The sequence below is a fragment of the Mesorhizobium sp. M0954 genome (assembly GCF_040319155.1).
In the GTDB taxonomy this organism is placed as follows: Bacteria; Pseudomonadota; Alphaproteobacteria; order Rhizobiales; family Rhizobiaceae; genus Mesorhizobium.
Map to the genome: position 1 here is coordinate 210,735 of NZ_JAMYNR010000002.1, position 23,164 is coordinate 233,898.

The 23,164-nt window shown below is 61.0% G+C and carries 24 protein-coding genes and 1 pseudogene; 10 read left to right on the plus strand and 15 right to left on the minus strand.

Annotated elements, in window-relative coordinates:
* Position 1 precedes the first annotated feature (1 nt).
* From NKH93_RS04180 to guaD, 5 genes are all read left to right on the plus strand, one after another.
* A complete protein-coding gene (locus NKH93_RS04180; RefSeq protein ID WP_502896425.1) occupies positions 2–1,054 on the plus strand; it encodes an ABC transporter permease in 1,053 nt (350 codons plus the stop codon).
* Between the two features lie 10 nt (positions 1,055–1,064).
* Positions 1,065–2,000 carry an ABC transporter permease gene (locus tag NKH93_RS04185; protein ID WP_023674225.1) on the plus strand — a complete coding sequence of 312 codons (936 nt, stop codon included), beginning with the start codon at positions 1,065–1,067 and terminating at the stop codon, positions 1,998–2,000.
* A 7-nt stretch (positions 2,001–2,007) separates the two neighbouring features.
* Positions 2,008–3,408, plus strand: a complete 1,401-nt coding sequence (locus NKH93_RS04190; RefSeq protein ID WP_352449823.1) for an 8-oxoguanine deaminase — start codon at positions 2,008–2,010, stop codon at positions 3,406–3,408.
* A 23-nt stretch (positions 3,409–3,431) separates the two neighbouring features.
* Positions 3,432–4,295 carry an aromatic ring-hydroxylating dioxygenase subunit alpha gene (locus NKH93_RS04195; protein ID WP_352969269.1) on the plus strand — a complete coding sequence of 288 codons (864 nt, stop codon included), beginning with the start codon at positions 3,432–3,434 and terminating at the stop codon, positions 4,293–4,295.
* Positions 4,296–4,395: 100 nt separating this feature from the next.
* Positions 4,396–5,754 carry a guanine deaminase gene (guaD, locus tag NKH93_RS04200; RefSeq protein ID WP_352969271.1) on the plus strand — a complete coding sequence of 453 codons (1,359 nt, stop codon included), beginning with the start codon at positions 4,396–4,398 and terminating at the stop codon, positions 5,752–5,754.
* A gap of 77 nt (positions 5,755–5,831) precedes the next feature.
* Here guaD and NKH93_RS04205 read toward each other — a convergent pair whose 3' ends face one another.
* Positions 5,832–6,887, minus strand: a complete 1,056-nt coding sequence (locus NKH93_RS04205; protein ID WP_352969273.1) for an alpha/beta fold hydrolase — start codon at positions 6,885–6,887, stop codon at positions 5,832–5,834.
* 345 nt (positions 6,888–7,232) lie between these two features.
* Positions 7,233–7,817, minus strand: a complete 585-nt coding sequence (locus tag NKH93_RS04210) for a glutathione binding-like protein (protein WP_352502539.1) — start codon at positions 7,815–7,817, stop codon at positions 7,233–7,235.
* 360 nt (positions 7,818–8,177) lie between these two features.
* Here NKH93_RS04210 and petA point away from each other — a divergent pair, with 360 nt between their 5' ends.
* The 4 genes and pseudogenes from petA to NKH93_RS04230 all read left to right on the plus strand — a co-directional run bounded on the left by petA (position 8,178) and on the right by NKH93_RS04230 (position 12,551).
* Positions 8,178–8,759: a ubiquinol-cytochrome c reductase iron-sulfur subunit gene (gene petA, locus NKH93_RS04215; protein WP_502896428.1), complete on the plus strand. Its 582-nt coding sequence runs from the start codon at positions 8,178–8,180 to the stop codon at positions 8,757–8,759.
* Positions 8,760–8,775: 16 nt separating this feature from the next.
* Complete coding sequence (locus NKH93_RS04220; RefSeq protein ID WP_352684636.1) at positions 8,776–10,098, plus strand: cytochrome b; 1,323 nt, start codon at positions 8,776–8,778, stop codon at positions 10,096–10,098.
* Positions 10,095–11,612, plus strand: coding sequence for a mechanosensitive ion channel family protein (locus tag NKH93_RS04225; RefSeq protein ID WP_352969276.1), 1,518 nt, complete (start codon positions 10,095–10,097; stop codon positions 11,610–11,612). Before NKH93_RS04220 ends, NKH93_RS04225 begins: the two co-directional genes overlap by 4 nt.
* A 26-nt stretch (positions 11,613–11,638) precedes the next feature.
* Positions 11,639–12,551: pseudogene (locus tag NKH93_RS04230) on the plus strand (pirin family protein).
* 67 nt (positions 12,552–12,618) lie between these two features.
* Here NKH93_RS04230 and NKH93_RS04235 read toward each other — a convergent pair.
* The 9 genes from NKH93_RS04235 to NKH93_RS04275 all read right to left on the minus strand — a co-directional run bounded on the left by NKH93_RS04235 (position 12,619) and on the right by NKH93_RS04275 (position 18,417).
* Positions 12,619–13,050, minus strand: coding sequence for a DUF1810 domain-containing protein (locus NKH93_RS04235; RefSeq protein ID WP_352771633.1), 432 nt, complete (start codon positions 13,048–13,050; stop codon positions 12,619–12,621).
* 42 nt (positions 13,051–13,092) lie between these two features.
* Entirely contained in the window at positions 13,093–13,374 is a 282-nt protein-coding gene (locus tag NKH93_RS04240) for a GNAT family N-acetyltransferase (RefSeq protein ID WP_352969278.1), read from the minus strand.
* 54 nt (positions 13,375–13,428) lie between these two features.
* Positions 13,429–14,163, minus strand: coding sequence for a sensor histidine kinase (locus tag NKH93_RS04245; RefSeq protein WP_352684629.1), 735 nt, complete (start codon positions 14,161–14,163; stop codon positions 13,429–13,431).
* Between the two features lie 127 nt (positions 14,164–14,290).
* Entirely contained in the window at positions 14,291–14,728 is a 438-nt protein-coding gene (locus NKH93_RS04250; protein ID WP_352969280.1) for a CBS domain-containing protein, read from the minus strand.
* A 137-nt stretch (positions 14,729–14,865) separates the two neighbouring features.
* Positions 14,866–15,387, minus strand: a complete 522-nt coding sequence (locus tag NKH93_RS04255) for a carboxymuconolactone decarboxylase family protein (protein ID WP_352502533.1) — start codon at positions 15,385–15,387, stop codon at positions 14,866–14,868.
* 266 nt (positions 15,388–15,653) lie between these two features.
* On the minus strand, positions 15,654–16,301 hold the full coding sequence (locus NKH93_RS04260) for an HD domain-containing protein (RefSeq protein WP_352969282.1): 648 nt from the start codon (positions 16,299–16,301) through the stop codon (positions 15,654–15,656).
* A 51-nt stretch (positions 16,302–16,352) separates the two neighbouring features.
* The gene (locus tag NKH93_RS04265) at positions 16,353–16,754 is read right to left on the minus strand and encodes a cupin domain-containing protein (RefSeq protein ID WP_352470610.1); all 402 of its coding nucleotides are present in this window, start codon (positions 16,752–16,754) and stop codon (positions 16,353–16,355) included.
* Between the two features lie 46 nt (positions 16,755–16,800).
* On the minus strand, positions 16,801–17,559 hold the full coding sequence (locus NKH93_RS04270; protein ID WP_352449837.1) for an SDR family oxidoreductase: 759 nt from the start codon (positions 17,557–17,559) through the stop codon (positions 16,801–16,803).
* A gap of 66 nt (positions 17,560–17,625) precedes the next feature.
* Positions 17,626–18,417, minus strand: a complete 792-nt coding sequence (locus NKH93_RS04275) for an alpha/beta fold hydrolase (protein ID WP_352502531.1) — start codon at positions 18,415–18,417, stop codon at positions 17,626–17,628.
* 371 nt (positions 18,418–18,788) lie between these two features.
* Between NKH93_RS04275 and NKH93_RS04280 the strand changes: the two genes are divergently transcribed.
* Entirely contained in the window at positions 18,789–19,016 is a 228-nt protein-coding gene (locus NKH93_RS04280) for a DUF680 domain-containing protein (protein WP_352681192.1), read from the plus strand.
* Between the two features lie 266 nt (positions 19,017–19,282).
* On the opposite strand, the gene NKH93_RS04285 is transcribed toward NKH93_RS04280, so the two are convergent.
* The 4 genes from NKH93_RS04285 to NKH93_RS04300 all read right to left on the minus strand — a co-directional run bounded on the left by NKH93_RS04285 (position 19,283) and on the right by NKH93_RS04300 (position 23,162).
* A complete protein-coding gene (locus NKH93_RS04285) occupies positions 19,283–20,032 on the minus strand; it encodes a glucose 1-dehydrogenase (protein WP_352969285.1) in 750 nt (249 codons plus the stop codon).
* A gap of 526 nt (positions 20,033–20,558) precedes the next feature.
* Complete coding sequence (locus tag NKH93_RS04290) at positions 20,559–21,539, minus strand: alpha/beta fold hydrolase (RefSeq protein ID WP_502896429.1); 981 nt, start codon at positions 21,537–21,539, stop codon at positions 20,559–20,561.
* A 560-nt stretch (positions 21,540–22,099) separates the two neighbouring features.
* Entirely contained in the window at positions 22,100–22,783 is a 684-nt protein-coding gene (locus NKH93_RS04295) for a response regulator transcription factor (RefSeq protein ID WP_031211078.1), read from the minus strand.
* Complete coding sequence (locus tag NKH93_RS04300; RefSeq protein ID WP_352470617.1) at positions 22,773–23,162, minus strand: response regulator; 390 nt, start codon at positions 23,160–23,162, stop codon at positions 22,773–22,775. The genes NKH93_RS04295 and NKH93_RS04300 overlap by 11 nt, the downstream gene beginning before the upstream one ends.
* Positions 23,163–23,164 lie beyond the last annotated feature (2 nt).

Here is a 23,164-nt window from a genome sequence, read left to right on the forward strand (position 1 = left end):
CTTGGCGATCAAGCTCCAGCGCGTTCCATCCGCGCAGCCCTCCGTTGCCTTTGCGGCACGTGCCCTGGCGATCGTGCTGGCGCTGGGGGTCGCCGGCCTGGTTCTGGCCGCTCGCGGCAATGCTCCCGTCGAACTCGCCTGGGAGGTGCTCAGCTCGACTTTTGGCTCGAGCTTCGGGCTGGAAGACGTCGGACTTCTGGTCACTCCCCTGATCCTGACCGGCCTGTCGGTCTGGGTAGCGCTGAGAATCGGCGCCTGGAACATCGGCGCGGAGGGCCAATTCTATGCCGGCGCCTTCAGCGCCACGGCGGTCGCGCTGTTCATTCCCGGCCCGACCTGGCTGATCCTGCCTGTTATGTTCACCGCTGGCGCGCTCGGCGGGCTGCTCTGGATACTGGTGCCGACGCTGGCGCGCGCCTACGCCGATGTCAGCGAACTCATCACCACCCTGCTTCTGAATTTCGTGGCGACGCTGATGGTTTATTACGTCGCCACCGGCCCATGGCTCGACCCGAGCGGCCATGCGCTCGCGACCACCGCACGTCTGCCGCATGATGTGCCTGAATTCTGGGGTATCGTACACTACGGTTTCCCGCTGGCGATCCTGCTCACCTTTGTCATCGCAGGACTGCTCAACTACACGCGCTGGGGCTACGAGGTAAGGATCGCTGGGTCGAATCCAAGCGCAGCGCTTTATGCGGGCATGCCGTTCCGCCGCCGCCTGATCGTCGTCCTGCTGATGTCGGGAGCGATCGCCGGCATCGCCGGTATGCTGGAAGTAGCTGGCACGGTGCATCGCCTGCAGGGCGGCATCTCCAACAATTTCGGCTATCTCGGCATCATGGTCGCGGTGCTGGCGCGCGGTTCCTCACTTGGCGTGCTCGCAGGCGCGGCTTTGATGGGCGTCATCCTGAATTCGGGCATCATCCTGCAGACGCAAGGCATCACCGTATCGGCCGTGCTCGCCATCACCGGACTGATCCTGTTCTTCACGGCGATCGGCAACGAACTCGCTCACTACCGCATCACGCGGACCGAACCGGTCGCGAGCTGAGGAAACACCCATGGACATGATCGCTGGACTGATACAGACCTCCATTCTCGCCGGCGGCGTGCTGGCGCTGGCGGCGCTGGGCGAGACGCTCTCCGAGCGCGCCGGCGTCGTCAATCTCGGGGTCGAAGGGCTTATGGCGCTCGGTGCAATCACTGGCATCGCGGTCGTCGTCGCCACGCCGCACCCTATGCTCGGCTTCGTCCTTGCGCTTGCCGTCGGTTTCCTCGTTGGCTGCGTCTTCGCTCTTGGCACCGTCGTCGTTAAAGCGAACCAGGTGTTGTGCGGCCTGGCGCTGACGCTGATGGGCACCGGCATGGCCGCAACGATCGGTCGCGCCTATTCCGGCATGCCGGCGCCGGCGACCTTCGCGCCGATCGCTATTCCCTATCTTAGCGACATCCCGCTGCTCGGTCGCGCGATCTTCACGCAGAACATCCTTGTCTACCTGATCTACATCGTCCTGCCGGTTGTGCTGCACTACATCATGTTCCGCACGCGCCACGGGCTGAACATGCGCGCGGTGGGCGAAAACCCCGCGGCAGCCGACGCCGCCGGTATTTCGGTGCAAAGCATCCGCTTCTGGTATGTCGCCGCGGGCTCGGCGCTGGCGGCCGGCGCCGGCGCTTACCTCACGCTTGCCTTCGTTCCCTCCTGGTCGGAAGGCGTCGTGGCCGGCCGCGGCTGGATTGCCGTCTCTCTCGTCATCTTCGCAGGCTACCGGCCCCTCAACGCCGTGCTGGCCGCTCTGCTGTTCGGTCTCATCACCTCGCTCGGCTTCGTCGGCCAAGCACGCAACTGGCCGATCGCGGCGCCGATCCTGTCGATGCTGCCCTATCTCGGCACGATCGCCCTGATCATCGTGCCGGTGCTTGCCTGGCAGCGCATGCGCCGGGTAATGGCCGCGCCGGCTGCTCTCGGCGAACCCTATTTCCGCGACATGCGTTGAGACCGTCATGCCCCGCCTGCTTGTCAAGAACATCGATCTGCTCGCCACCTTCGATGGTACGCGCCGCGAGATTTCCGACGGCGCCTTGTTGATCGACGACAACGTCATCGAAGCGGTCGGCACCACCGCGGAACTCAGTGCCTCCAGTGCCGACGAGGTGCTCGACCTATCGGGCCATGTCGTCATGCCGGGCATGGTGAACACGCATCATCATATGTACCAGAACCTCACCCGCGTGATGGCTCAGAACGACGAGCTGCTTGTCTGGCTGAAGACGCTCTATCCGATCTGGGCCGAGCTCGACGACGATGCGATAGGTGTCTCGGCGCGCGTAGCGATGGCCGAGCTTATCCATTCGGGCTGCACGACCAGCTCCGATCACCTCTACATCTTGCCCAACAACTGCACGCTCGACGCGACGATCGGTGCGGCCCGCGATATCGGTCTGCGTTTCCACGCTGCGCGTGGAGCCATGTCGCGCGGCGAAAGCCAGGGCGGCTTGCCGCCGGATCGCTGCGTCGAAAAGGAAGAGGATATCCTGAAGGATGCCGAACGGCTGATCGGCGGCTATCACGACGCGTCGCGGCATTCAATGAGCCGAATCATCCTGGCTCCTTGCTCGCCGTTCTCGGTGACTCCGGAGTTGATGCGCGATGCGGCATCACTGGCGCGCAGCCACAAGGGCGTGAACCTGCATTCGCACCTTGCCGAAGAGCTTTTCGAGGAGAAGTACTGCCTCGAAATCTATGGCAAACGGCCGGTCGAGTTCGCCGAATCCGTCGGCTGGCTCGGTGACGACGTCTGGTTCGCCCACTCGATTTTCATGACCAGCGACGAGATCGACCGCTTCGCCGAAACCGGCACCGGGGTCGCCCATTGCCCGTCGGCTAACATGCGCTGCGGCCAGGGCATCGCGAAGATCCGAGAGATGCTCGACAAGGGCGTGAAGGTCGGCCTTGGCGTCGACGGCTCGGCCTCGAACGACACGTCGAACCTGTTCATGGAAGCGCGGCTGGCGCTGATGCTTCAGCGTGTCGCGCCGCACCACTACCTCTCCGAAAAGCCCGGCGGCCGCGGCGGTTTCGGCGGCACGCCGACGGCGCTGTCCGCGCGCGAGGCCCTCGAAATGGCGACGCGCGGCGGCGCTGCCCTGCTCGGCCGCAATGACATCGGCCATCTCGCGCCCGGCATGTGCGCCGACTTCATCGCGGTCAAACGCAGCCAACTCGGCCTTTCCGGCACCGAGCGCGACCCGCTCGCCGCGCTGGTGCTTTGCGGACCCTTCAAGGTCGACTATTCCTACATCAACGGCCGGCAGATTGTCGCGAGAGGCGACTTCGCCTCTTTCGATGTCGAGGCGGCGATGGCCGACCACCGGGCCGTGATGGACCGCATCTATCGGCAGTGAGATAGCACAGGAAGGACGCAACAATGACCATTAGGCGAGCTGCGGAGCAGGCGGCCCTCGACCAATGGTATTGCATTGACGCGCTGAACGAGATTCCGGTCGGCACGATGCCGAACCGGCTTCTGGGCATCGATCTGTTGGTAGCCCGCGATACGGCAGGCGCGGTCAATGTGTCGCGTGCCGGCGACGGCAGCCAAGTCCCGGCCAGGGAACGCTACGGCTATCTATGGATCACGCTCGGCATGCCGGCCGGCGATGTGCTGTCGATCCCGGAGGCCTATGAGGACGACCGCCGGCCTGTCGTTTGCGGAGCGATCGCGGTAAAGGCGTCCGCCCTGCGCATCGTCGAGAATTTCCTCGACATGGCGCATTTCCCCTTCGTCCATACCGGCATATTGGGCGCCGAGCCGCACACGGAAGTGCGGCATTACACAACCGAAATCCGCCGCGACGTGGATGAGGTGTGGGCGACCAACTGCGAATTCTTCCAGCCGCAGGCAGCACTCTCGGCGACCGGTGGCATCATGACCCAATACATGTACCGGGTCGCCAATCCTTTCGCGGTGATGCTCTACAAGACCTGCCCCAACTCGGCTACCCGGTGGGACGTGATCTGTTTGTTCGTGCAGCCCCTCGATCCGGACCGCTGCCGCGCGCACCCCGTCATGTTCCTGATCGACGACGTATCGACCACGACCGAACTTGTGCAGTTCCAGCAGCTCATCTTCCTGCAGGACCGCATCATCCTGGAGAACCAGCGGCCACTTCTGTTGCCGCTCGAGCCGCGCGCGGAAATCCCGACGCGGGCCGACGGCTCGTCGATCGCCTATCGCCGCTGGCTGAAGGAGAAGGGCATCACCTACGGCACGACGGCGCAAGCCGCATGAGCGGCAGCCCTTCCGATATTGTCATCGGCATCGACGGACGGGCAATCGCGCTCTGGCGCTTCGCGACGGCAGTGCGTAGCGGTTCTTCGGCGGAGGACAGGTGAGCGACCTGAGCGGCAAGACGCTTCTGGCCAGCGGCTTTCACGCGCCGGAGCGCGGGCTCGTGGAAGAGTTGCGCCATGCCCTGATCGCAGTCGATCAATCAGGCATCATCGCCTCGGTGCTGCATCCGCATGATGCCGGCTATGACGAGGCGCTGGAGGCCGCGCGCCGGACCGGTTCGCTGGCGACCTTGCCGGCGCAGAGTTATCTGCTGCCCGGCTTCGTCGATCTTCACGTGCACGCGCCGCAATATCCGCAGCTCGGCAGGGCGCTGGACGTGCCGCTCGAGGCCTGGCTCCACAAACACACGTTTCCCCTGGAGGCGCGCTACGCCGATCTCGCCTTCGCGCGGCGCAGCTACGGCCTGCTGGTCGACGACCTGATCGCTAATGGCACGACCACAGCGCTCTACTTCGCAACCATCCACCACGACGCGACAAGGCTGCTCGTCGACATTTGCCTCGAACGGGGGCAACGTGCGCTGGTCGGCAAAGTGGCGATGGACAATCCCGACGAGTGCCCGGCCTACTATCGCGATACCTCGGCGGACGCGGCCATCGATGGCACGCGCGCTCTGATCGACTACGTGCATGGGCATCCGGACAATGCCACGGGACGGGTAAAGCCGGTCATTACGCCGCGCTTCATCCCCTCCTGTACCGACGCCGCCCTCAAAGGGCTCGGCACGCTTGCGCAGGAATGCGGCTGCCATGTGCAGACGCATTGCTCGGAGAGCGACTGGGCGCATGGCTACGTGCTGCAGCGCCACGGGATCAGCGACACGTCTAGCCTTGATCGCTTTGGCCTGCTGCGCGCCGGCAGCGTGCTCGCGCACGCCAATTTCATTACGCTTGCCGACATGGAGACGATCCGCGTGCGCAAGGCGGCCGTGGCGCACTGCGCCGTCTCCAACGCCTACTTCGCAGGCGCCGTGTTCCCGTTGAGGGCGGCCCTCGAGAAGGGTGTCAAGGTCGGGCTCGGCACCGACATTTCCGGGGGACCGAGCGCCTCGATGTTCGATGCGATGCGCGCGACGGTCATGTCGTCGCGCATGCTGGAAACCGGCACCGACCCGGCGCTAGCGGCCGAGACGCGCGGCACGGCCGGAACAGCACGCGTCGACTTTCGCGAGTCCTTCCACCTGGCGACGGCAGGCGGTGGCGCGGCACTCGGCTTGCGATTCTCGCCTGGCTACCATTTCGATGCGATCCTGGTCGACACCGCCGCGCCCAGAGGCACAATTCACCTGTGGGACGAACTCGACGACGGCGACGGCATCCTTCAGAAGATCGTCTACTCCGCTTCCAGGGCCAACATCGCGTCAGTCTGGGTCGGCGGGAGAGCTGTTCTCGCCTAAGCGGACCGGAGGCTGTGCCGAGAACCAGGACTCTTCCCGTTTTATTCCTTACGGTCGGGGCACGTCATGGATTTTGATCAGTATTCGCCGACGTCGATGACAGCCTGGGCAAAGGCTTGCGGGGCTTCTTGAGGCAAGTTGTGGCCGATACCGCCGGTGATGATCCGGTGCGTGTATCTGCCCGAGAATTTCTTGGCGTAGGAACTGCTGTCGGGATGGGGTGCGCCATTGGCATCACCCTCAAGGGTAATGGTCGGCACTGTGATCACGGGAGCTTCGGCCAGCCGGTTTTCCAGAAGGTCATATTCCGGCTCGCCCTGTGCCAGGCCGAGCCTCCAGCGGTAATTGTGAATGACGATGCTGACGTGATCCGGGTTGTCCAGTGCTGCGGCGCTGCGCTGGAAGATGTCATCGTCGAAATTCCACCGCGGCGAAGCGAGTTGCCAGATGAGTTTGGCGAAATCGCCCGTGTATTTCTCGTAGCCGGCGCGGCCGCGATCCGTGGCGAAGTAATACTGATACCACCATTGAAGCTCCGCCTCCGGTGCCAGCGGCACCATGCCGACGCGCTGATTTCCGATGAGATAGCCGCTCACCGAGACGATCGCCTTGCAACGCTCAGGCCAGAGCGCGGCAACGACATTGGCCGTTCGGGCGCCCCAGTCGCAGCCGGCGATCGTGGCCTTTTCGATCCCCAGCGCATCCATCAGGGCGATCGTATCCGCGGCGAGCGCCGACTGCTGGCCATTGCGCATCGTCTCGTCCGACAAGAATCGTGTGGTGCCGTAGCCGCGCAGGTAGGGCACAATCATGCGGTACCCCTTTGCGGCAAGCAGAGGAGCGGCGTCGGTGTAGGTGTGAATGTCATAGGGCCAGCCATGAAGCAGGATCACTGGAGCACCTTCGGCAGGCCCCAGCTCCGCATATCCGACGCTCAGTTTTCCGGCATTGACCTGTCTGAGCGAGCCGAATGATTCCGGCCTGGCTTGCGTCGCGGACGCCCTCGCCTCGACCATCCAAGTGGCTGCCGGCGCGCTCAAGCCGAGTTCGGTGGCGGCGAACGTCATTGCTGTCGCACCGACAATGCGCCGGCGGCGATGATCGACCGTGTCGGGAGCCTTACTCGCATTCATGATGAAGCCTCTATGATGACCAACAAGCGGGAACAACTAGACCGGCCGCCGCATCGGCCGACAGGAAATGTTGCCTATTTCGATGGTGACTGCGGGCGGCGGACCAACCACTGTAACACTCGGCCAGGAGGCAGTGCGGCGAACTCTGATTGAATGCCGGTCAGGTCAAGCGTTTCCTCGATTTCCCTCCTCAGAAATTCGAGACTTAGGCCGTCCCCGCGCTTGGAAGCGGCTGGATGTAGATGTAGCATCCGCAGGAACGGCAGCATGAGAATGACTCCTGATCTTCTGTTTGGGCGAGAGGACATGTTGCATCTGGTCTTATGCTCGAAGTCGCCCTCGGCTTCAGACGAGGCCCTCACGATCCATTGCGATGCGCACGGCCGGTCGGGCAGCCATTCGGACGCGAAGGGCTTGCAAAGGCGCGGGAACAGGGACGTGGAAGCGGGCCGCCCAAAGCAGCATCACGAAAAGATAAAAATCCGCGACGCTGGGTTTGTCGCCGAACAGATAGTCGGTCTCGAGCCCGTCAGCGAAGAACTCGAGTTGGCTCGTAATCGTCGCGCTCGCCCTGGCCTTTTCGGCATCGCTGCTTTGGTGCCACATCGGCTTGAAGCTTCGGTGTATTTCAGTTGAGACGTAGGTCAGCGCTTCGAGAAGGCGGGTACGGCCCAACGGCCCCGCCACTGCCAGTGGCGGGTATTGCGACGCAATCCAGTCGAGGACGGCGATATTTTCCGTCAGCGTTTCGCCGCTATCCAGCACGAGGGCTGGAACATAGCCCTTGCGCGTGACGGTAGTGAAATCATCCCCGGAGCCTGTCCGTTTGGTCTTGAGGTTCACACTTTCGCGCTCGAAGGAAACACCGGCCTCTTCCAGAGCGATGTGGTCCGCCAGGCTGCAGGCGAGAGGGCTGTAGTAGAGTTTCACCGCTTTTCCCTTTTCTGAACCCGATTGAATCCCGCAATTGGTCGTCGCCGAGCGGAAAACCTGCCCCGCGCCACGCGAGACAACCGCTCCAGAAACTCGCACTTGGCGGAGACGACGACTACGACACCGACAGCTAGACGTGCCTATGCCGAGGTATGGTCGGACTGAAGTTCGGGATCGCCGTGCGCAATGCCGGGACGTATGCCAGCTCAGCGGCCAACGGTTATCTGGAGGAATCCAGAACCTTCCATGATGGCATCATCGCCAGCCCGGCCAGTCCTTCGCTCAGGAAATCCTAAACGAAAGTATTGGACGCACGTGCCGTTGGCACGATGGCTCACACCCGGCCACGGCCGGCATATTCCGCGCGGCACGAGCAGACTGGAAACGCGAAAGCCGTGGTCTGACTTTTGCTCGATTGCCACCAACGCGATGACGCAGCTTCCGACAATAGGAGTCGCCATCATGGCCGACCTTTCCGAAACCTCCACAGCCGAGCACACATTGCGCGTCGAGGCGCCCGCCGCGATCGAGGTCGACGTCTCCTCGCTGACGCCGGGAACGTCGCTGATCGTCGACTGGCACGGCAAGCCGGTTGTCGTGCGCAACCGCACCGAAAAAGAGAGGAAGGACGGCCAGGCAGTCAGTCTCGCCGAACTCAAAGATCCAATTGCCCGCAACGCCAACCTGCCGGCCGATGCGCCGGCAACCGCCGCCAATCGAACTATGCCGGGCAAGGAAGCCTGGGTGGTGATGATCCAGGTCTGCACCCATCTCGGCTGCATCCCGCATGGCCAGGAAGGCGATTTCGACGGCTGGTTCTGCCCCTGCCATGGTTCGCAATACGACACCGCCGGCCGCGTCCGGAAGGGGCCGGCACCCGAGAACATGGCGGTGCCGGTGTTCCAATTCGTTTCCGACACCAAGATCCGTATCGGCTGAGGCAGGGGGCATTTCGATGAGCGGCGGCAAACACTCGACCTATACGCCCAAAACCAGAATCGAACGTTGGTTCGACGCCCGCCTGCCGCTGCCGCGGCTGGTCTATGACAGCTTCATCGTCTATCCCGTCCCGCGCAACCTGAACTATGCCTATACGTTCGGCGGCATTCTCACGATCATGCTGGTTTCACAGATCCTGACCGGCATCGTGCTGGCGATGCATTACGCCCCTGATACGGGGTTGGCCTTCAACTCGGTCGAGCAGATTATGCGCGACGTGAATTCGGGCTGGCTGCTGCGCTATCTCCATTCCAACGGCGCGTCGTTCTTCTTCATTGCCGTCTACCTCCACATCTGCCGCGGGCTCTACTATGGTTCGTACAAGGCGCCGCGTGAGCTGCTGTGGGTGCTCGGTTGCACCAACCTCCTGCTGATGATGGCGACGGCCTTCATGGGCTACGTGCTGCCCTGGGGCCAGATGAGCTTCTGGGGCGCTACTGTCATCACCGGCTTCTTCACCGCCATCCCGTTGGTCGGCGACTGGATCCAGCAGCTTTTGCTCGGCGGCTTCGCGGTCGACAATCCGACGCTGAACCGCTTCTTTGCGCTGCATTACCTGCTGCCATTTGTGCTTGTGGGCGTGGTGACCTTGCATATCTGGGCGCTTCACGTCGTCGGCCAGAACAATCCGACCGGCATCGAGGTCAAATCGAAAACCGATGTCGTGGACTTCACGCCCTATGCCACCGTCAAAGATGCCTTCGGCATCCTCGTGTTCCTGTTCTTCTTCGCCTATTTCGTCTTCTACCTGCCGAACTACCTCGGCCATCCCGACAACAACAGCATCGCCAATCCGCTGAAGACGCCGGCCCACATCGTGCCGGAATGGTACTTCCTGCCGTTTTACGCGATCCTGCGGGCCATCACCTTCAATATCGGGCCTATCGATTCCAAGCTCGGCGGCGTGCTCGCGATGTTCGGCTCGATCGCCGTGCTGTTCCTGGTGCCGTGGCTCGACACCTCGAAGGTGCGCTCGGCGGTCTATCGGCCCTGGTACAGGGTGCTCTTCTGGCTGTTCGTTGCCAATGCCCTCTTTCTCGGCTGGCTCGGCTCCCGGCCGGCGGAAGGCGCATACGTCGTCATGTCCCAACTGGCGACGCTTTACTATTTTGCGTTCTTCATCATCGCCATGCCGGTGCTCGGGCTGATCGAAAAGCCGCGACGGCTGCCGAATTCGATCACCGAAGCAGTTCTCGAAAAAGACAAGGCCAGCGCCAGAGGCCCGATCGCCGGGCCGGAGACCAAACGTTGGACCGGGCATCGCGGTGATCGTTCATGAACTGGTGGAACTCTCCTCTGGTCTACATCGTATTGCTCGGCCTCGCCGGGATCGTCGTTTGGTCTCTCATCCCCAGACGCTTCGCCAATGCGAAGCTGGTCGTCCAACTCGCCTTTTTCGTCGTGATGTCGGCCATGGTTCTCCACCTGCGCGTCGTGCCGTACGAAGCCGCACGGGACAACGAGACAACCGGAGGAGCGATCCTCATCGGCTCGGTCAAGCTGCTCTGGTGGGTTCACCTTGCCTGGGCGCTGATCGGATTTGTCCGTATCTATCTCGTCTTCGAGCGACAGCCGCGCGAGGCACGTCTCCTGCAGGACGTCGTGGTCGGTGTCGTCTACGCTGGAATGTTCCTGTCGATCCTGGCGTTTGTCTTTGCAGTGCCGGTCGGAACGCTCATTGCCACGTCGGGCGTGTTTGCCGTCATCCTGGGACTGGCGCTCCAGAATACGCTTGGTGACGTATTTTCGGCGATCGCGCTTAACCTCGGCCGCCCTTACGCGCTTGGAGACTGGATCATTCTGGGCGACGGAACCGAAGGCCGCGTTGTCGAGACCAATTGGCGGTCGACCCAACTTCTGACCCCGACACACAATGTCGTGGCGCTGCCAAACAGCCTTCTCGCCAAGATCGGGGTAACAAATCTAAGCGGTCCGGACGAGAGCCATGGACTTGCCGTAACCGTCAAGGTGGCGCCAACGAAGACGCCAGCGATCATCGTAGACCTCATGCGCACTGTCTTGCTGAGCTGCAATTCGATCCTCCAGGACCCTTCGCCTTCGGTCACCATCAGAAGCCTGGATGCCGCAGCTATCGAGATCGAGTTGTTTTTTCGCGTCGCAAGTATCGACCAGCGAAGTGCCGCTCGGAACGAAATCTTCGATCTCATTTATCGCCATTCAAAGTCGACCGGCATGCTGCTGGCGGAGCCATTTTCGGGCTCGATTGCCATGACCAACCGGCCGGGCCACGAGACGGCGGCCTCCCAAGGCTTCACCCCGATCGAACTCATCAATTCCATACCGGTATTCTCGGCGCTAACGGATACCGAGCAGGGTTCGCTCGCCAAAGCGGCCTCGGTTCGCACCTACCATAAGGGCGAAATCATCGCACGACAGGGAGAGATGCTGCCGTCGCTCATGATCGTTCGGACGGGCGTCATCGTCCGGCAAATTGGCGAGGACGATGATCAACTGCAGGAGATCTCCCGGCTTGCACCTGGCGATTTCTTCGGCGAGACCGGCTTGCTCGCCGGTATTGGCGAGATGTCGAGTTTGCGGGCAATGACCCCTGTCACGGTTTACGACATAGACCAGGAAAGCTTTGCGCCTCTGCTGCACGACAGGCCCGAAATGGCCGAAGATCTTGCCGCGATCCTGTCGATGAGGGTGTCGGCTTTTAATGAAAGCGGCATCGCCGGACAGCACCACGCGAGCTCCAAATTCGCGCTCCTCAAAGCCATTCAGACAGTCTTTCGAGCCGCTCCGTTCAAGCGCGTTCGAGCACCTGGCTGACAAGGCATGCAGAAGGACAGAGATCCATGACCGTCCGCCAAAGCGGTATCACAGGCATCGATACACTCATCCAGCCAGCTATCCGTGATTTTGCGGACGGACTGAAGATAAGGCGCGTATTGCCGGTCCTCGGATCGCCTGATGATCGGGCCCTTCATCCTGTTCGACCATTTCGGCCCCGCTATATTCGACGCAGGTCACGGTTTCGATATGGGACCGCATCCGCATATCGGCGTTGCGGCCGTGACCTACCTGATCGATGGCGAGATCGTCCATCGCGACAATTTGGGTAAAGTGCAGACCATCCGTCCTGGCGAGGTCAACTGGATGACGGCCGGGTCGGGCATCGTCCATTCCGAGCGCACGCCACCGGAAGTCCGGGCGTCGGCAAGCAATCTCTTCGGCGCTCAGGCTTGGATCGCCCTCCCCTCCCGCTATGAAGAAATTGCCGCCGACGTCGCACATTTTGGCGCTCCCGAAATACAGAGGATCTGTGCCGACGGCGTCGAGTTTGCGTTGATCGCCGGCGCGTCCGACGGGTTGGTCTCGCCGGTAAGGACGTTCTCCGACATGGTCTATGCCGAAATTGTGCTCACGAGCGGCGCGCGCTACCAGGTTAAACCCGAACACGGTGAGCGTGCGATCTACATCGTCGCCGGTGAGGTTGGAATTGTCGGCCAGCTCGGTACGTTTCATGAGGCCGAATTAGTAGCTCTGGCGCCCGGCGCTGAGATTGTGCTCCAGGCGCCTGCCTTCCATGCGGCGAGACTGATGCTGATAGGAGGTGAGCCCCTGGCCGAGCCACGTCATATCTTTTGGAACTTCGTCTCCTCTTCAGCCGAACGGATCGAGCAGGCAAAGGCGGATTGGCGCGAACGCCGCTTCCCCGGCGTGCCGGGAGAGCACGAGCTCATGCCTCTGCCAGATGGCAGCGTGTGAGGGATAAGGCAGCGGATGGTGACCTCAGCGCCGCGACAGCTTTACGCCGGGTGGCGCAGGCAGACCACTACGATATCAAGTAGAGATCGTTCATCGTTTCCTCATCGAGCAAACCGTCGAACCAGACGTCGAAGATTGTCTCGAGCAGGAACTCGTCGTTGCTTGCTTCGGAAAACAGCGTGAGGGACGCGTGCAACTTCTTCGCATCAACGTCACCGAAGACAGCGCGAGCGCTTAGGCCGGAGAGCCGGTGCAGGGTGCCAACGCATTCCCGATAACGGCCTCCGAGGATCGGAAACGAGAGATAGGCGCTGGCTTCGTCGAGCGATGTGATTGCATATGGCTCAGGCGCTGTACCACTTCGCCTTGTGGCCAACCTTGGGAAGATGAACTCCATGTAGGGAGTGCACATCATCCCTCGACGTAGAATGGCCAGCGCGTCGTCGTAGACCGGATCCTGTGCGCTGACGAATCTCTGCAAATCATACTCGTCAGGCATTTGGATAGATCCTTGGGAAACCCTCGACATTCGTGCCCATGACTAGCCGCCGACGACATCTGCATAGTCCGGGTGCTTGGCGAAAAAGCGGCTCATGAAGGGACATTTCAAGATCGCTTTACGGCCGGTCTTGCGGAGCAGTTCGAAGGTTCCTTGGGCCAATTGCGACGCGATCCCTTGTCCGGAAAATTCCGACGGGACTTCGGTGTGTATCAGCGCAACCTTCCTGCCCTCGAGCCGATAATAGGCCGCCGCAAACATATCGCCGGCGATCGGCAGCTCGAAACGGTGCTGTTGGACGTTTTCGACGACTTGTGCATCCATCTTTATCTCTCGATTGTATGTCACGTTTGTCACCGGAGGCAGATTGGCGGGCCGCTATCGCATCGCAGGCAACCGCAGAGTGACGGTCGTGCCTGCCCCAAGTGTGCTCTGAATATCGATGCTTCCGCCTGATTGCTCCGCAAAGTGCTTCACCATCGGCAAACCGACGCCGCCGAGGCCTTCGCTTTTGGTGGTGAAGAACGGATCGAAGGCGCAGACCATCGTCTCGCTGGTCATCCCGATACCGTTGTCCGCGACGCGGATGTCTACCTGACCGGCGGCAGAGTTTTCAGAGGCCAAGCCGGCATCGATCGAGATGAAACCGCCGTCAGGCATTGCATCGCGCGCGTTGAACAGAAGATTCAGAACCGCATTTTGCAATCCAAAGCGATCGCATCTCACCAAAGGCAGGTCGGACCCAACCCGAAGCTCAAGACCGAAATTGGCATCCAAGGCGCTCCGTACGAGGGTTTCGATCTCAGCCAGGCAAGCACCTACGTTTGTGTATTCGATTTCCACGTGGCTCTCTCGGGCCAGGCTGATGGTTTGCCGGACAAGGCCACCAGCCCGCTCCAAAGCCGTTTTGGCGCCGGCTATTACAGGCCCGAGCGCCGGAGCCGCTTGGATGCTCGGATCGCGGGCCAGGTGGTTCAACGCCGACGAGGCGACCTGAATGAGATTGCCCAGGTCATGGACGATGCCGGCCGTCGACATTTGCACGGACATACCACTTCCAGGGCCATCGGGCGGGCCGTCGAAGACATCTTCTTTTATGTCCGGACGAAACATTTCGTTCCCCGCTGGCTAAGTCGGCACCTATTGGCTTCAACACGCTATAATTTATGGCTTTTATTTTCCATTATATCTAAGAAGACGCCGATACATACTTCCGTATATTCAATCGCGAGACGATGCTCTATTGATAGCCGGTCCCGCTGATGTAGTTGGCAAGCAGCCGTTCCTGCAGTTCCTCTTGTTTGAAGAGCGCCTTCATCGCATCACGGATATCGAGGACGCCTAGCGGTTTCGAGTCGGCCCCGAGCACCGGCACATTCTGCAGGCCTTGCGCGGCCATGGTCTGCCAGACTGAATGAAGATCATCATCGGGACCACAGGACACGATGGACCGGCTCATCAATGCCGCAATCGGCGCTTCTGTTGGCCCTGAATTCGCCAGATGGCGGACAAGGTCGGACTTGCTCAGCACGCCTGCCGCCTCCCCACTGCCGTGGCACACCACGACCAGGCCTATTGCGGGCCTGGAAAGTGAGAGTGCCGCACTGCGGAGTGGAGCGTCGACATCGACCACCATGAGACGGGCCGATATTACTGGATGCAGACTGTCAATTCGCATGACGCCCTCCTGAGAGCGCCTCGCGGCCGCGGCCGCGGGGCTGGGATCGGTTCCAGTGTTGGTCGCCGAGCTCGGCGCCTTCGTCCGGCCGGTCAGAATGGCGCGCAAACAAGCGCCATTCTGACCCGTTCCAAAGATTAGCTCAGTGCTGCTTTGCTCAGGCCAAACTTCGCATCGCCCGAGCCCGGGACGGGTTTGAAGCCGATGTTCAGACGGTTCCAAGAGTTGACCGCCATGACAACGAAGGTCAGATCGGAGATTTCCTTCTCGGAAAGCTGCGACCCGACCCGATCGTAGATCTCGTCGGGGACACCCTGCTCGGGCAGCTTGGTCAAGACTTCCGTCCATGCCAAGGCTGCGCGCTCGCGAGGAACGAACAAGGTCGAATCCCGCCAAGCTGCCAGGTGGTAAAGGCGCAGTTCGCGCTCGCCATGGATCTTCGCCTGTTTGACGTGCATATCGAGGCAGAAGGTGCACCCGTTCAGCTGCGCGGCTCGGACTGCAACAAGGTCGCGGATTGGCTCTTCGATCGACCCCTCTCGCGTCGCACCAAGAAATTCAATAAATTTCTTCAGAAGTTCCGGCGACTGCTCCGCATAACTCGCGCGTTGGGCGACGGCTTTTCCTTTCGGAGCGACCGGTGGCGCTGCAATATTCATTATTTATCTCCTTGAGGTGTTTGCAATCCATTGCACCGTAAGGATGACCGGTGAGACGAACTGTTGCTATCGTGCCGATGATATGTATTGCCACTCGATTGGGTTGGGGCGCCTAAACCGAAGTATAGGAGGTGGAAATTGGCACCTGACCGCTGCCCTCGGCAATTCGCTTTGCCGCATGCATCCGACAGACGCACAGCGTTTGGGTCACTTGAAGGGCAAGACTGAACCGACCGGTGTCGATAGAACCTGGATCGAAACTGCCCTCACTCTTCAAAGGGAGCGTTCATCACAAGATCAACTGCCGAAGTCGCCTTGTAGCCTGAAACAAAGCGCTCGCCGAAGTCCCGGGCAAAGTTGTCGTAGGTGGTTTCGGGCCTGATCTCGGCGATATGGCAAAAGCATCGCGTCATCCGCCGCTTCATCCCGAGGCGCGGAAATTCGCCAACGATCTTTGCAATCTCGGCTGACGAAACGAGGCTGTATTGCAAGCCGACGACATCGAGGCAGATGCCGGCTGTGCACAGCGCCACCTCAGCCTCCTTGTAGAGGCCGATCGACGGCGTCGAGTTGAGGGCGACGCTGTCCCAGATCAATTGGGCGCGCCGCTCGTCGAAGCCGCCCTCCCGAACGAAGGCGCGGGCGAGATCGGCGCCTTCCACTTCGAAACGGCGCGGCCCGGCGAAGTCCTCATTGAGCGTGACGTCATGCAACAGGGTTGCAACCGCAACAACCTCCGCGTCGTGCTGGATATTCTGAATCTGTCCGATCCGGGCCGCGAAAAGCCAGGATCGGACCACGTGGTTGAACAGGTAGGGTTCACATCGAGCGCGGGCATGTTCGATCGCTTGGCCAACAAGCGGAGTATCGGGGACCAAAATCCCCGCAAGTGTGCGGATGGCGATCGAATTCATGTCACTGACCGTCCCTTCGCGTACGCCCCGATGGTCCCGTGGGCTACGATTTCATTTCGCGTTCGTCGTCAGTTCCGTCTCGCTGGTGTCGACGACGAAAATAGCAAGCAGACGAGCGCCTTCCGTCTTGCTGGCGTTTTCGCTGACGGCATGACGGTCGCCAGGGAATTCCGAGAAACTCTCGCCGGCGCGATAAGTCTTCACCGGCCCGTCATTGACCTGGCTTCGGATCGCCCCCTGCAGGACCGTGGCATAGATGAACGCGGATTTGGGATGGGTATGAGCCGGCGACGTGCCCCCAGGCGCGTACTCGACGAGCACGGCTTTCATGCTCTTGCCGGGCACGTTTGGCAGAGCCTGGTCGTAGACAAGCTTCACGCTGGCGGCGTCATTGGCCATTGCTGCGGTGACGGAAGCGGCGGTGAGCGCGGCGCAGAGAAGTGTTTTGATCATGTCTGGTCTCCTTGTTGTGCGAATGGCGGGCCTATCCGATGATTACTTACTTCGGTGGTGTGTATCGGCTGAGCCAATCATCGAAACGCACGGCGCCGATGCGCGCGTTCTCGCCGGGCACCAGCGTTCGATCGTCGATTGCCACTTGGCCGTAGTAGAGCGCGCCAGGATCCGGGACGACTTTGCGCGGGTCGTTGGTGGCCTTCAGGAAGCGCTCGACAAGTTCGCTCATGCGAACACGCTCCGGGCCGGCAATTTCGATCATGCCGTTCAACGGCGCGGCAAGCGCGACGTCCGCCATCGCATCGGCAACATTATCAGCCGCCATGGGTTGGAAGTAGGCCGGCGACATATGAATGGTATCCCCGACGGCGCCCGTGTTTGCGATGGCGGCGGTGAATTCGAAGAATTGAGTGGCGTGAACGATGGTGTAGGGAATTCCGGACTCCCTGATCAGCTTTTCCTGAAGCAACTTGCCGCGGAAATAGCCCATGCCCTGCAGCCGGTCGGTACCGACGACCGACAGCGCCACGTGATGACGGACGCCGGCGGCCGTTTCGGCGGCAAAAAGATTACGCCCGGATGCCGAGAAGAACTCCAGGGCAGCCTTTTCCTCGAACGACGGCGAGTTCGCGAGGTCAACGACGACCTGCGCACCGGCAAGCGCGGCCGCCAGACCCTCTCCCGTAACGGTGTTGACGCCCGAATTCGGCGACGCCGCAAGTACGTCGTGGCCTTTGTTTCGCAGTCTCTCCACGGTCTTTGAACCGATCAGCCCGGTTCCGCCGATGACGACGATCTTCATGTCTAGTCTCCTGGTGTTGCGTGTCTATTTTCGTTGCTCGATCGGATGCTGGGCGTTTCCGGCCTGCTACTGACTGACCGATGCAGCAGCATCCTCGATGAGTGACGTGACCTCGTCGGGATGCGAAACCATGAGCGCGTGGGACGCACCCTCGATGACGACGGTCTTTACCGCGTGCGCACGCTCGGCCATGAAGCTCATGACGGCTGCCGGGATGTTGCGGTCATCCGAGCCATAGATCATGTAGGACGGCAGCGTCTTCCATGAGGCGACGCCCGAGGCTTCAGCCAGAGCCGCCTGCGCAACAGGGCGTTGAGTGGCAGCCATCAGCAAAGTCTGCTCTTGCGGAACGTCGGCGGCGAACTGGGCGCGGAACTTGGCCGGCTCGATGAAGAGATCTTGTCCGCCGTCCGGCAACGCGACTGGAGCAAGCGCGCTCCCCAAGGTGCTACCGGGAAACATGCTGGACAACGTAAGGCTCGATTCGCCGGTATCCGGCGCGAAACCCGCCACGTAGACCAACGCCTTCACATTGGGATTGCCATTGGCGGCCTCGGTGATGACGGGCCCGCCATAGGAATGCCCCACCAGCACGACCGGCCCGGAAACCGACCGGACGATGGCTGAGACTGCTTTCGCATCGCTGGCAACGCCGCGGAGCGGATTAGCTGCGGCTATCGCCACATAACCGTCTTTGCTGAGCTTGGTGATGACTGCATCCCAGCTCGACGATTCCGCGAAGGCGCCGTGCACCAGTACGATCGTCGGCTTGGGCTGAGAATTCGCGGCCTGCGCCATCCCGCCGCCTGACGCGGCAAGCGCTGCGGTGAGGGCCAGGACTCGAGTTATGTTTCGCATTTGCTTTCTCCCGTGTCGCCTGTGGTGACCAATGCTCAGGAGAATGCGCCGACGCAGCCCGCCAACCTATTGTGCGGAAGGGTCTGTCATACAATGCCAAGGTGCAGGGTAGGTCACCGGGGAGATCAGGTGCCCTGCAGCATAATTGAGGTATCTATGCCGGGTGTGCATTGTCGGCGGTCGCCGGAACAGACACTGAGGGCGCGCCGCAAAGCCTCCTCTCGTCAACGACATAGTCCCTGGCCTTCGGCCTGAATCGCCCAATGCCTTCGTATGGATCAAACAGCCGGACCGTCTGATCGTGTCGCTGCGTCACGACATTTATATTTGTATGGGTGAATACCATCCAAGCCATCAATGGAGTTACTGAAATGAAAATGACAGTCCTTGCTGTCGCCGTGCTTGTTATTACAGCAGGAAGCGCCACTGCCGGAAGCGACCACTATGGATCAAACGGATCCCAGCAGCCTGCGACTGCGTCTTACAACATGTATACATCCTCGATCAAAAAAATGAACAATGATATCCGGGTGCCGAAAACCGTACGCAAGCCGACTGTTCCCAACGATGAATATGGCCAGGGCATCTGGGGTCACTGATCCCGACCTACAGAAAATTGAAGGACCGGGGCGAGACCTCGGTCCTTCCGCCGTATCGGCGAGCCGACTTCTCTCTTGCGCGTCGATCCCTGCAATGCGACTTGCTGCTTACGTGGCTCAATTTGCGCCACGTCGACAAAACGTCTCGCCTCCGACCTATTTGGCGCGACTCGTGCGGCAGCTTCCCGGAAAATCGTCTTGAGGAAGACCGATTGCTCAGCCATTTATTCGGAAGTGTATTGGCGCGACGACTTCGCAGTCGTGGCTCAGAGCACTGCCATCCCGCCGTCGACCCGCAGATTGATGCCCGTTACGAAACTACTCGCGTCCGAGGCAAGGAACAGGGCGGCTTTTGCCAACTCTTCCGGCTGCCCCATCCGGCCCAGGGGTATTGCCTCTGCCATCGCCTTTTCAAACAGCCCGCGCTGCTCAAACGGTATGCCCAGCTTATCGAGAATAGCCGTATCCACCGGACCTGGGCTGAGCACGTTGACCCGGATGCCGCGAGACTTCAGTTCGATCGCCCAAGCGCGCGCAAAGGCATTTATGGCCGCCTTCGAGCCCGCGTAAACAGCATGACCGTCCAGAACCTTCTCGCTGGCCAGCGAGCCTGTGAGGATGATTGCGCCGCCATTCCGCATGACCGGAATCAGTTTCTGGACGCCGAAGAAGACGCCTCGCGTATTGACGGCAAATTGCGCATCATATTCTGCCTCGGAGACGTCGGCCGAGTGCGTGATGGTGTTTATGCCGGCGTTCGCCATATAGATGTCGAGCGCCCCGAACCTCTGGCGGATCTGTTGCGCTACCTCGTCATGGTGCGACACGTCGGCCACATTTCCCTGAATGCCCAGCGCGCCTGCCCCGATCTGTGCGACCGCTTCCTCGACCGCCTGCCGCCGGCGGCCGGTAATGACGACTTGCGCGCCCTCGGCCGCAAAGATTTTTGCAGCCGATAGTCCGATCCCGCTGTTTCCGCCGGTGACCACCGCGATCTTGCCCGAGAGTACGCCCATTTCGTTCCTGCCTTCGAAAAATAGCGCCGGTGCTGCTGCGATAGTCGCAACTGCTGGCCAAGAAAATTTCACGCCGAATTGAGACCGCCAAAATGAGCGGCAATCGCAAACGGCTACCGATTGATAAACTCCCGGCGCTTAGCCAGTTTGACGTTTTGGAGGAGCGCTTTGGCCTTCAAGGCAGAACAAGCGCGCGGCGGCGACCCCCGACAGCGCGACGTAGTGTCGAACGCCGGCGATCGCCTCCGCGCTGCACAGGCGAAGTTGCTCGAATGGCAGCCCTATCGCAGCATATGTTTCGCGCCTTTGCCAGCGCTCTAACTCGATGGCGCAGTGGTTCGGTTCCACAATCCGGGACATGAGCCGACAGAACCGGCATTCAGGCCACCGCTCGCCTATGCGAGCGCACAAGGTTTGACCTGGCGCGCCACCCGAAATGCGGTTAAGGGCGCGCGAAATATTGCCAAAGGTGGTCATCGGCGGCTCCAAGGATTGCGGAGAACATGCGGTCGTGACTGAGGGTGTGCTATCCTTTGATGAAGGCGAGCAGGTCAGCATTGACCTGATCTTGGTGCGTGGCCGTGATCCCGTGGGGCGCGCCGGGGTAATAGATATCCTTTGCGCCTTTGATCAATTGGGCCGACTTGACTGCCGAGTCCTTGACGGGGACGATCTGGTCGTCTTCGCCATGCAGGACGAGGGTTGGCACGTCGAACTTCTTGAGGTCCTCGGTAAAATCGGTCTCGGAGAACGCCTTGACGCTTTCGTACGCGTTCACGAGACCCGCCTGCATACTCCAGAGCCAGAACTGATCCAGAGTCCCCTGGGAAACCTTGGCGCCTGGCCTGTTCGCGCCATAAAACAACGGTGCGAGGTCCCGGTAGTACTGCGACCGATCCTTGACGAGGCCAGCCCTTATGCCGTCGAATACCTCGATCGGCAGGCCTTCCGGATTGGCCGGCGTCTTCACCATGATCGGCGGAACAGCGGCGATAAGAACAGCCTTGGCCACCCGCTTCGTCCCGTGCCGTCCGATATAGCGAGCAATCTCGCCTCCTCCGGTCGAATGGCCGACCAGCGTGGCGTTCCGGAGATCCAGCGCCTCAATCACGGCTGCAAGATCATCCGCATAGCCGTTCATGTCGTTGCCGGACGTGGCCTGGCTCGATCGGCCATGGCCGCGCCGGTCATGCGCAACGACGCGAAAGCCGTTATGGGCAAGAAAGAGCATCTGGCCGTCCCAGGCGTCGGAATTCAGCGGCCAGCCGTGCGAAAACGTGACGACAGGACCCTTGCCCCAATCCTTGTAGTAGATTTCGGTGCCATCCTTGGTCGTGATGGTGCTCATCGTCTTGGTTCCTTTGATTGAGGGGGAAGAGGGAAGGTTTTGTTTTCGGCTCGTTGCCGAAGCAGCGCGGGGCAGTCCGGCGGCTGCCGTAGAGATCAGGCCTGCCAACATGACATCGCGGCGAGATCCGCCGACGGAGAAAAGTCCGTCTTTGTTCATCATGTCCATCCATGTGCTTTGAACATCCTGCTCACCATCACGACCGTCGAGTCGGCCTGAGCGGTCGCGTTCGGGGAGGAGCGAGCGAGGAGCGGTAGAAACGCGACGGTCGTGATGGCTTGCGAGGAACAGGATGCACCGATCCGGGCCGCGAACCTACTCTACGGAGGCATCTGTCATACGATGCCAAGGTGCAGGGCAGGCACGCCGAAGATAGAGCCGGGCTAAGGCAAGCTCTTATAGACACACGTCAATTAGGCTTGGGTAGCGGCGCGGGGACCGACGCGGCATGGCCGGCGTCAGTTGCTGTTGCATGAAATGTTGCGAGTTTGTCGGTCAGGCTGGCGCTGCCAAAGAGCGCCGCTCAGTAGTGACCGATGTTTGGCGCGGGCCTTGCCGCGAAACACCAAACAGAACCACCGATGTACATCAGGATCACCCGCAGCAGCACGAGCGTATCAACAGGCAGGAAGGCCTGGGCGCGCTGAGAAAGCACCTGAAATGGCCCGGCGCGCCGGGCGATCCTATTGGATGGGGCATGGATCGGCTTGTGCCAAATTCTAGACCTCGCGCATCGGCGCGGGCAGCGTTTCCCACGCCCGGATCAGCTCACCGATGGAAGCGGCTTCCATCTTGCGCATGACATTGCCGCGGTGAAGCTTGACCGTCACTTCACTGATGCCGAGGTCGAAGGCGATCTGCTTGTTGAGGCGCCCGCGCGCCACTTCACGCAGGACCTCGCGCTCGCGCGGCGTCAGCGTCTCGACGCGCTCGATGTTGCGCTTGACGATCACGGCATCCGCCCGCCGCTTGGCATCCACCGCAATGCCGGCGATCACAGCGTCAAGCAGCGTCTGATCCCGCACCGGTTTGGTGAGAAAGTCCACGGCGCCGGCCTTCATCGCCTGGACAGTCATCGGGATGTCGCCATGCCCGGTCAGGAAGATGATGGGTTTGGGGTTGCCGTTTTTCGCAAGATGGTGCTGCAGATCGAGACCGCTCGTCCCTGGCATGCGCACGTCGAGGATCAAGCAGCCGGGGCTCTCCAACACGTCGGCGTCAAGCAATTCACGGGTTGAGGTAAAGCACACCGGCAGGAAACCCGCCGACAGGATCAATTCAGACAGCGCCTCCCGAACAGAGGCATCATCATCGACAATAATGACCAGCGGCTGCTCGGCTTCAGCCCTTCGCTGCTGTGATGACGGCGTCGATCTCGGTAAGGGCAATTGGTCAACTCTCATGTTTAGCCTCCGTTTCTGGGTTGCGCAAAGCGTCGCCGATCGCCGCAAGCAGTGCCTGGCCATCGAACGGCTTGCGGAAAAGCCTGCCAATGCCCTTGGCGCGGTGCTGATCCACTATCTCGTGGCGGCCGGTGATCAGGAACACAGGCAGATCCGGACGCGCCTTCTTGACCAAGTCGCGAAGTTCAAAGCCGTCCATGCCGGGCATCCCGATGTCGGTGATAAGCATGTCCAATCCAGACAGGCCGCTGACCAGCAACGACCCTGCCGACGAGAAGCTGCGGGCCACATAGCCGGCGGACTCCAGAAGGTCCTCCAGCGACTCGAGCAGTCTTGGGTCATCGTCGACAATCGCCACGACAGGCCTCCGCTTGCTCACCC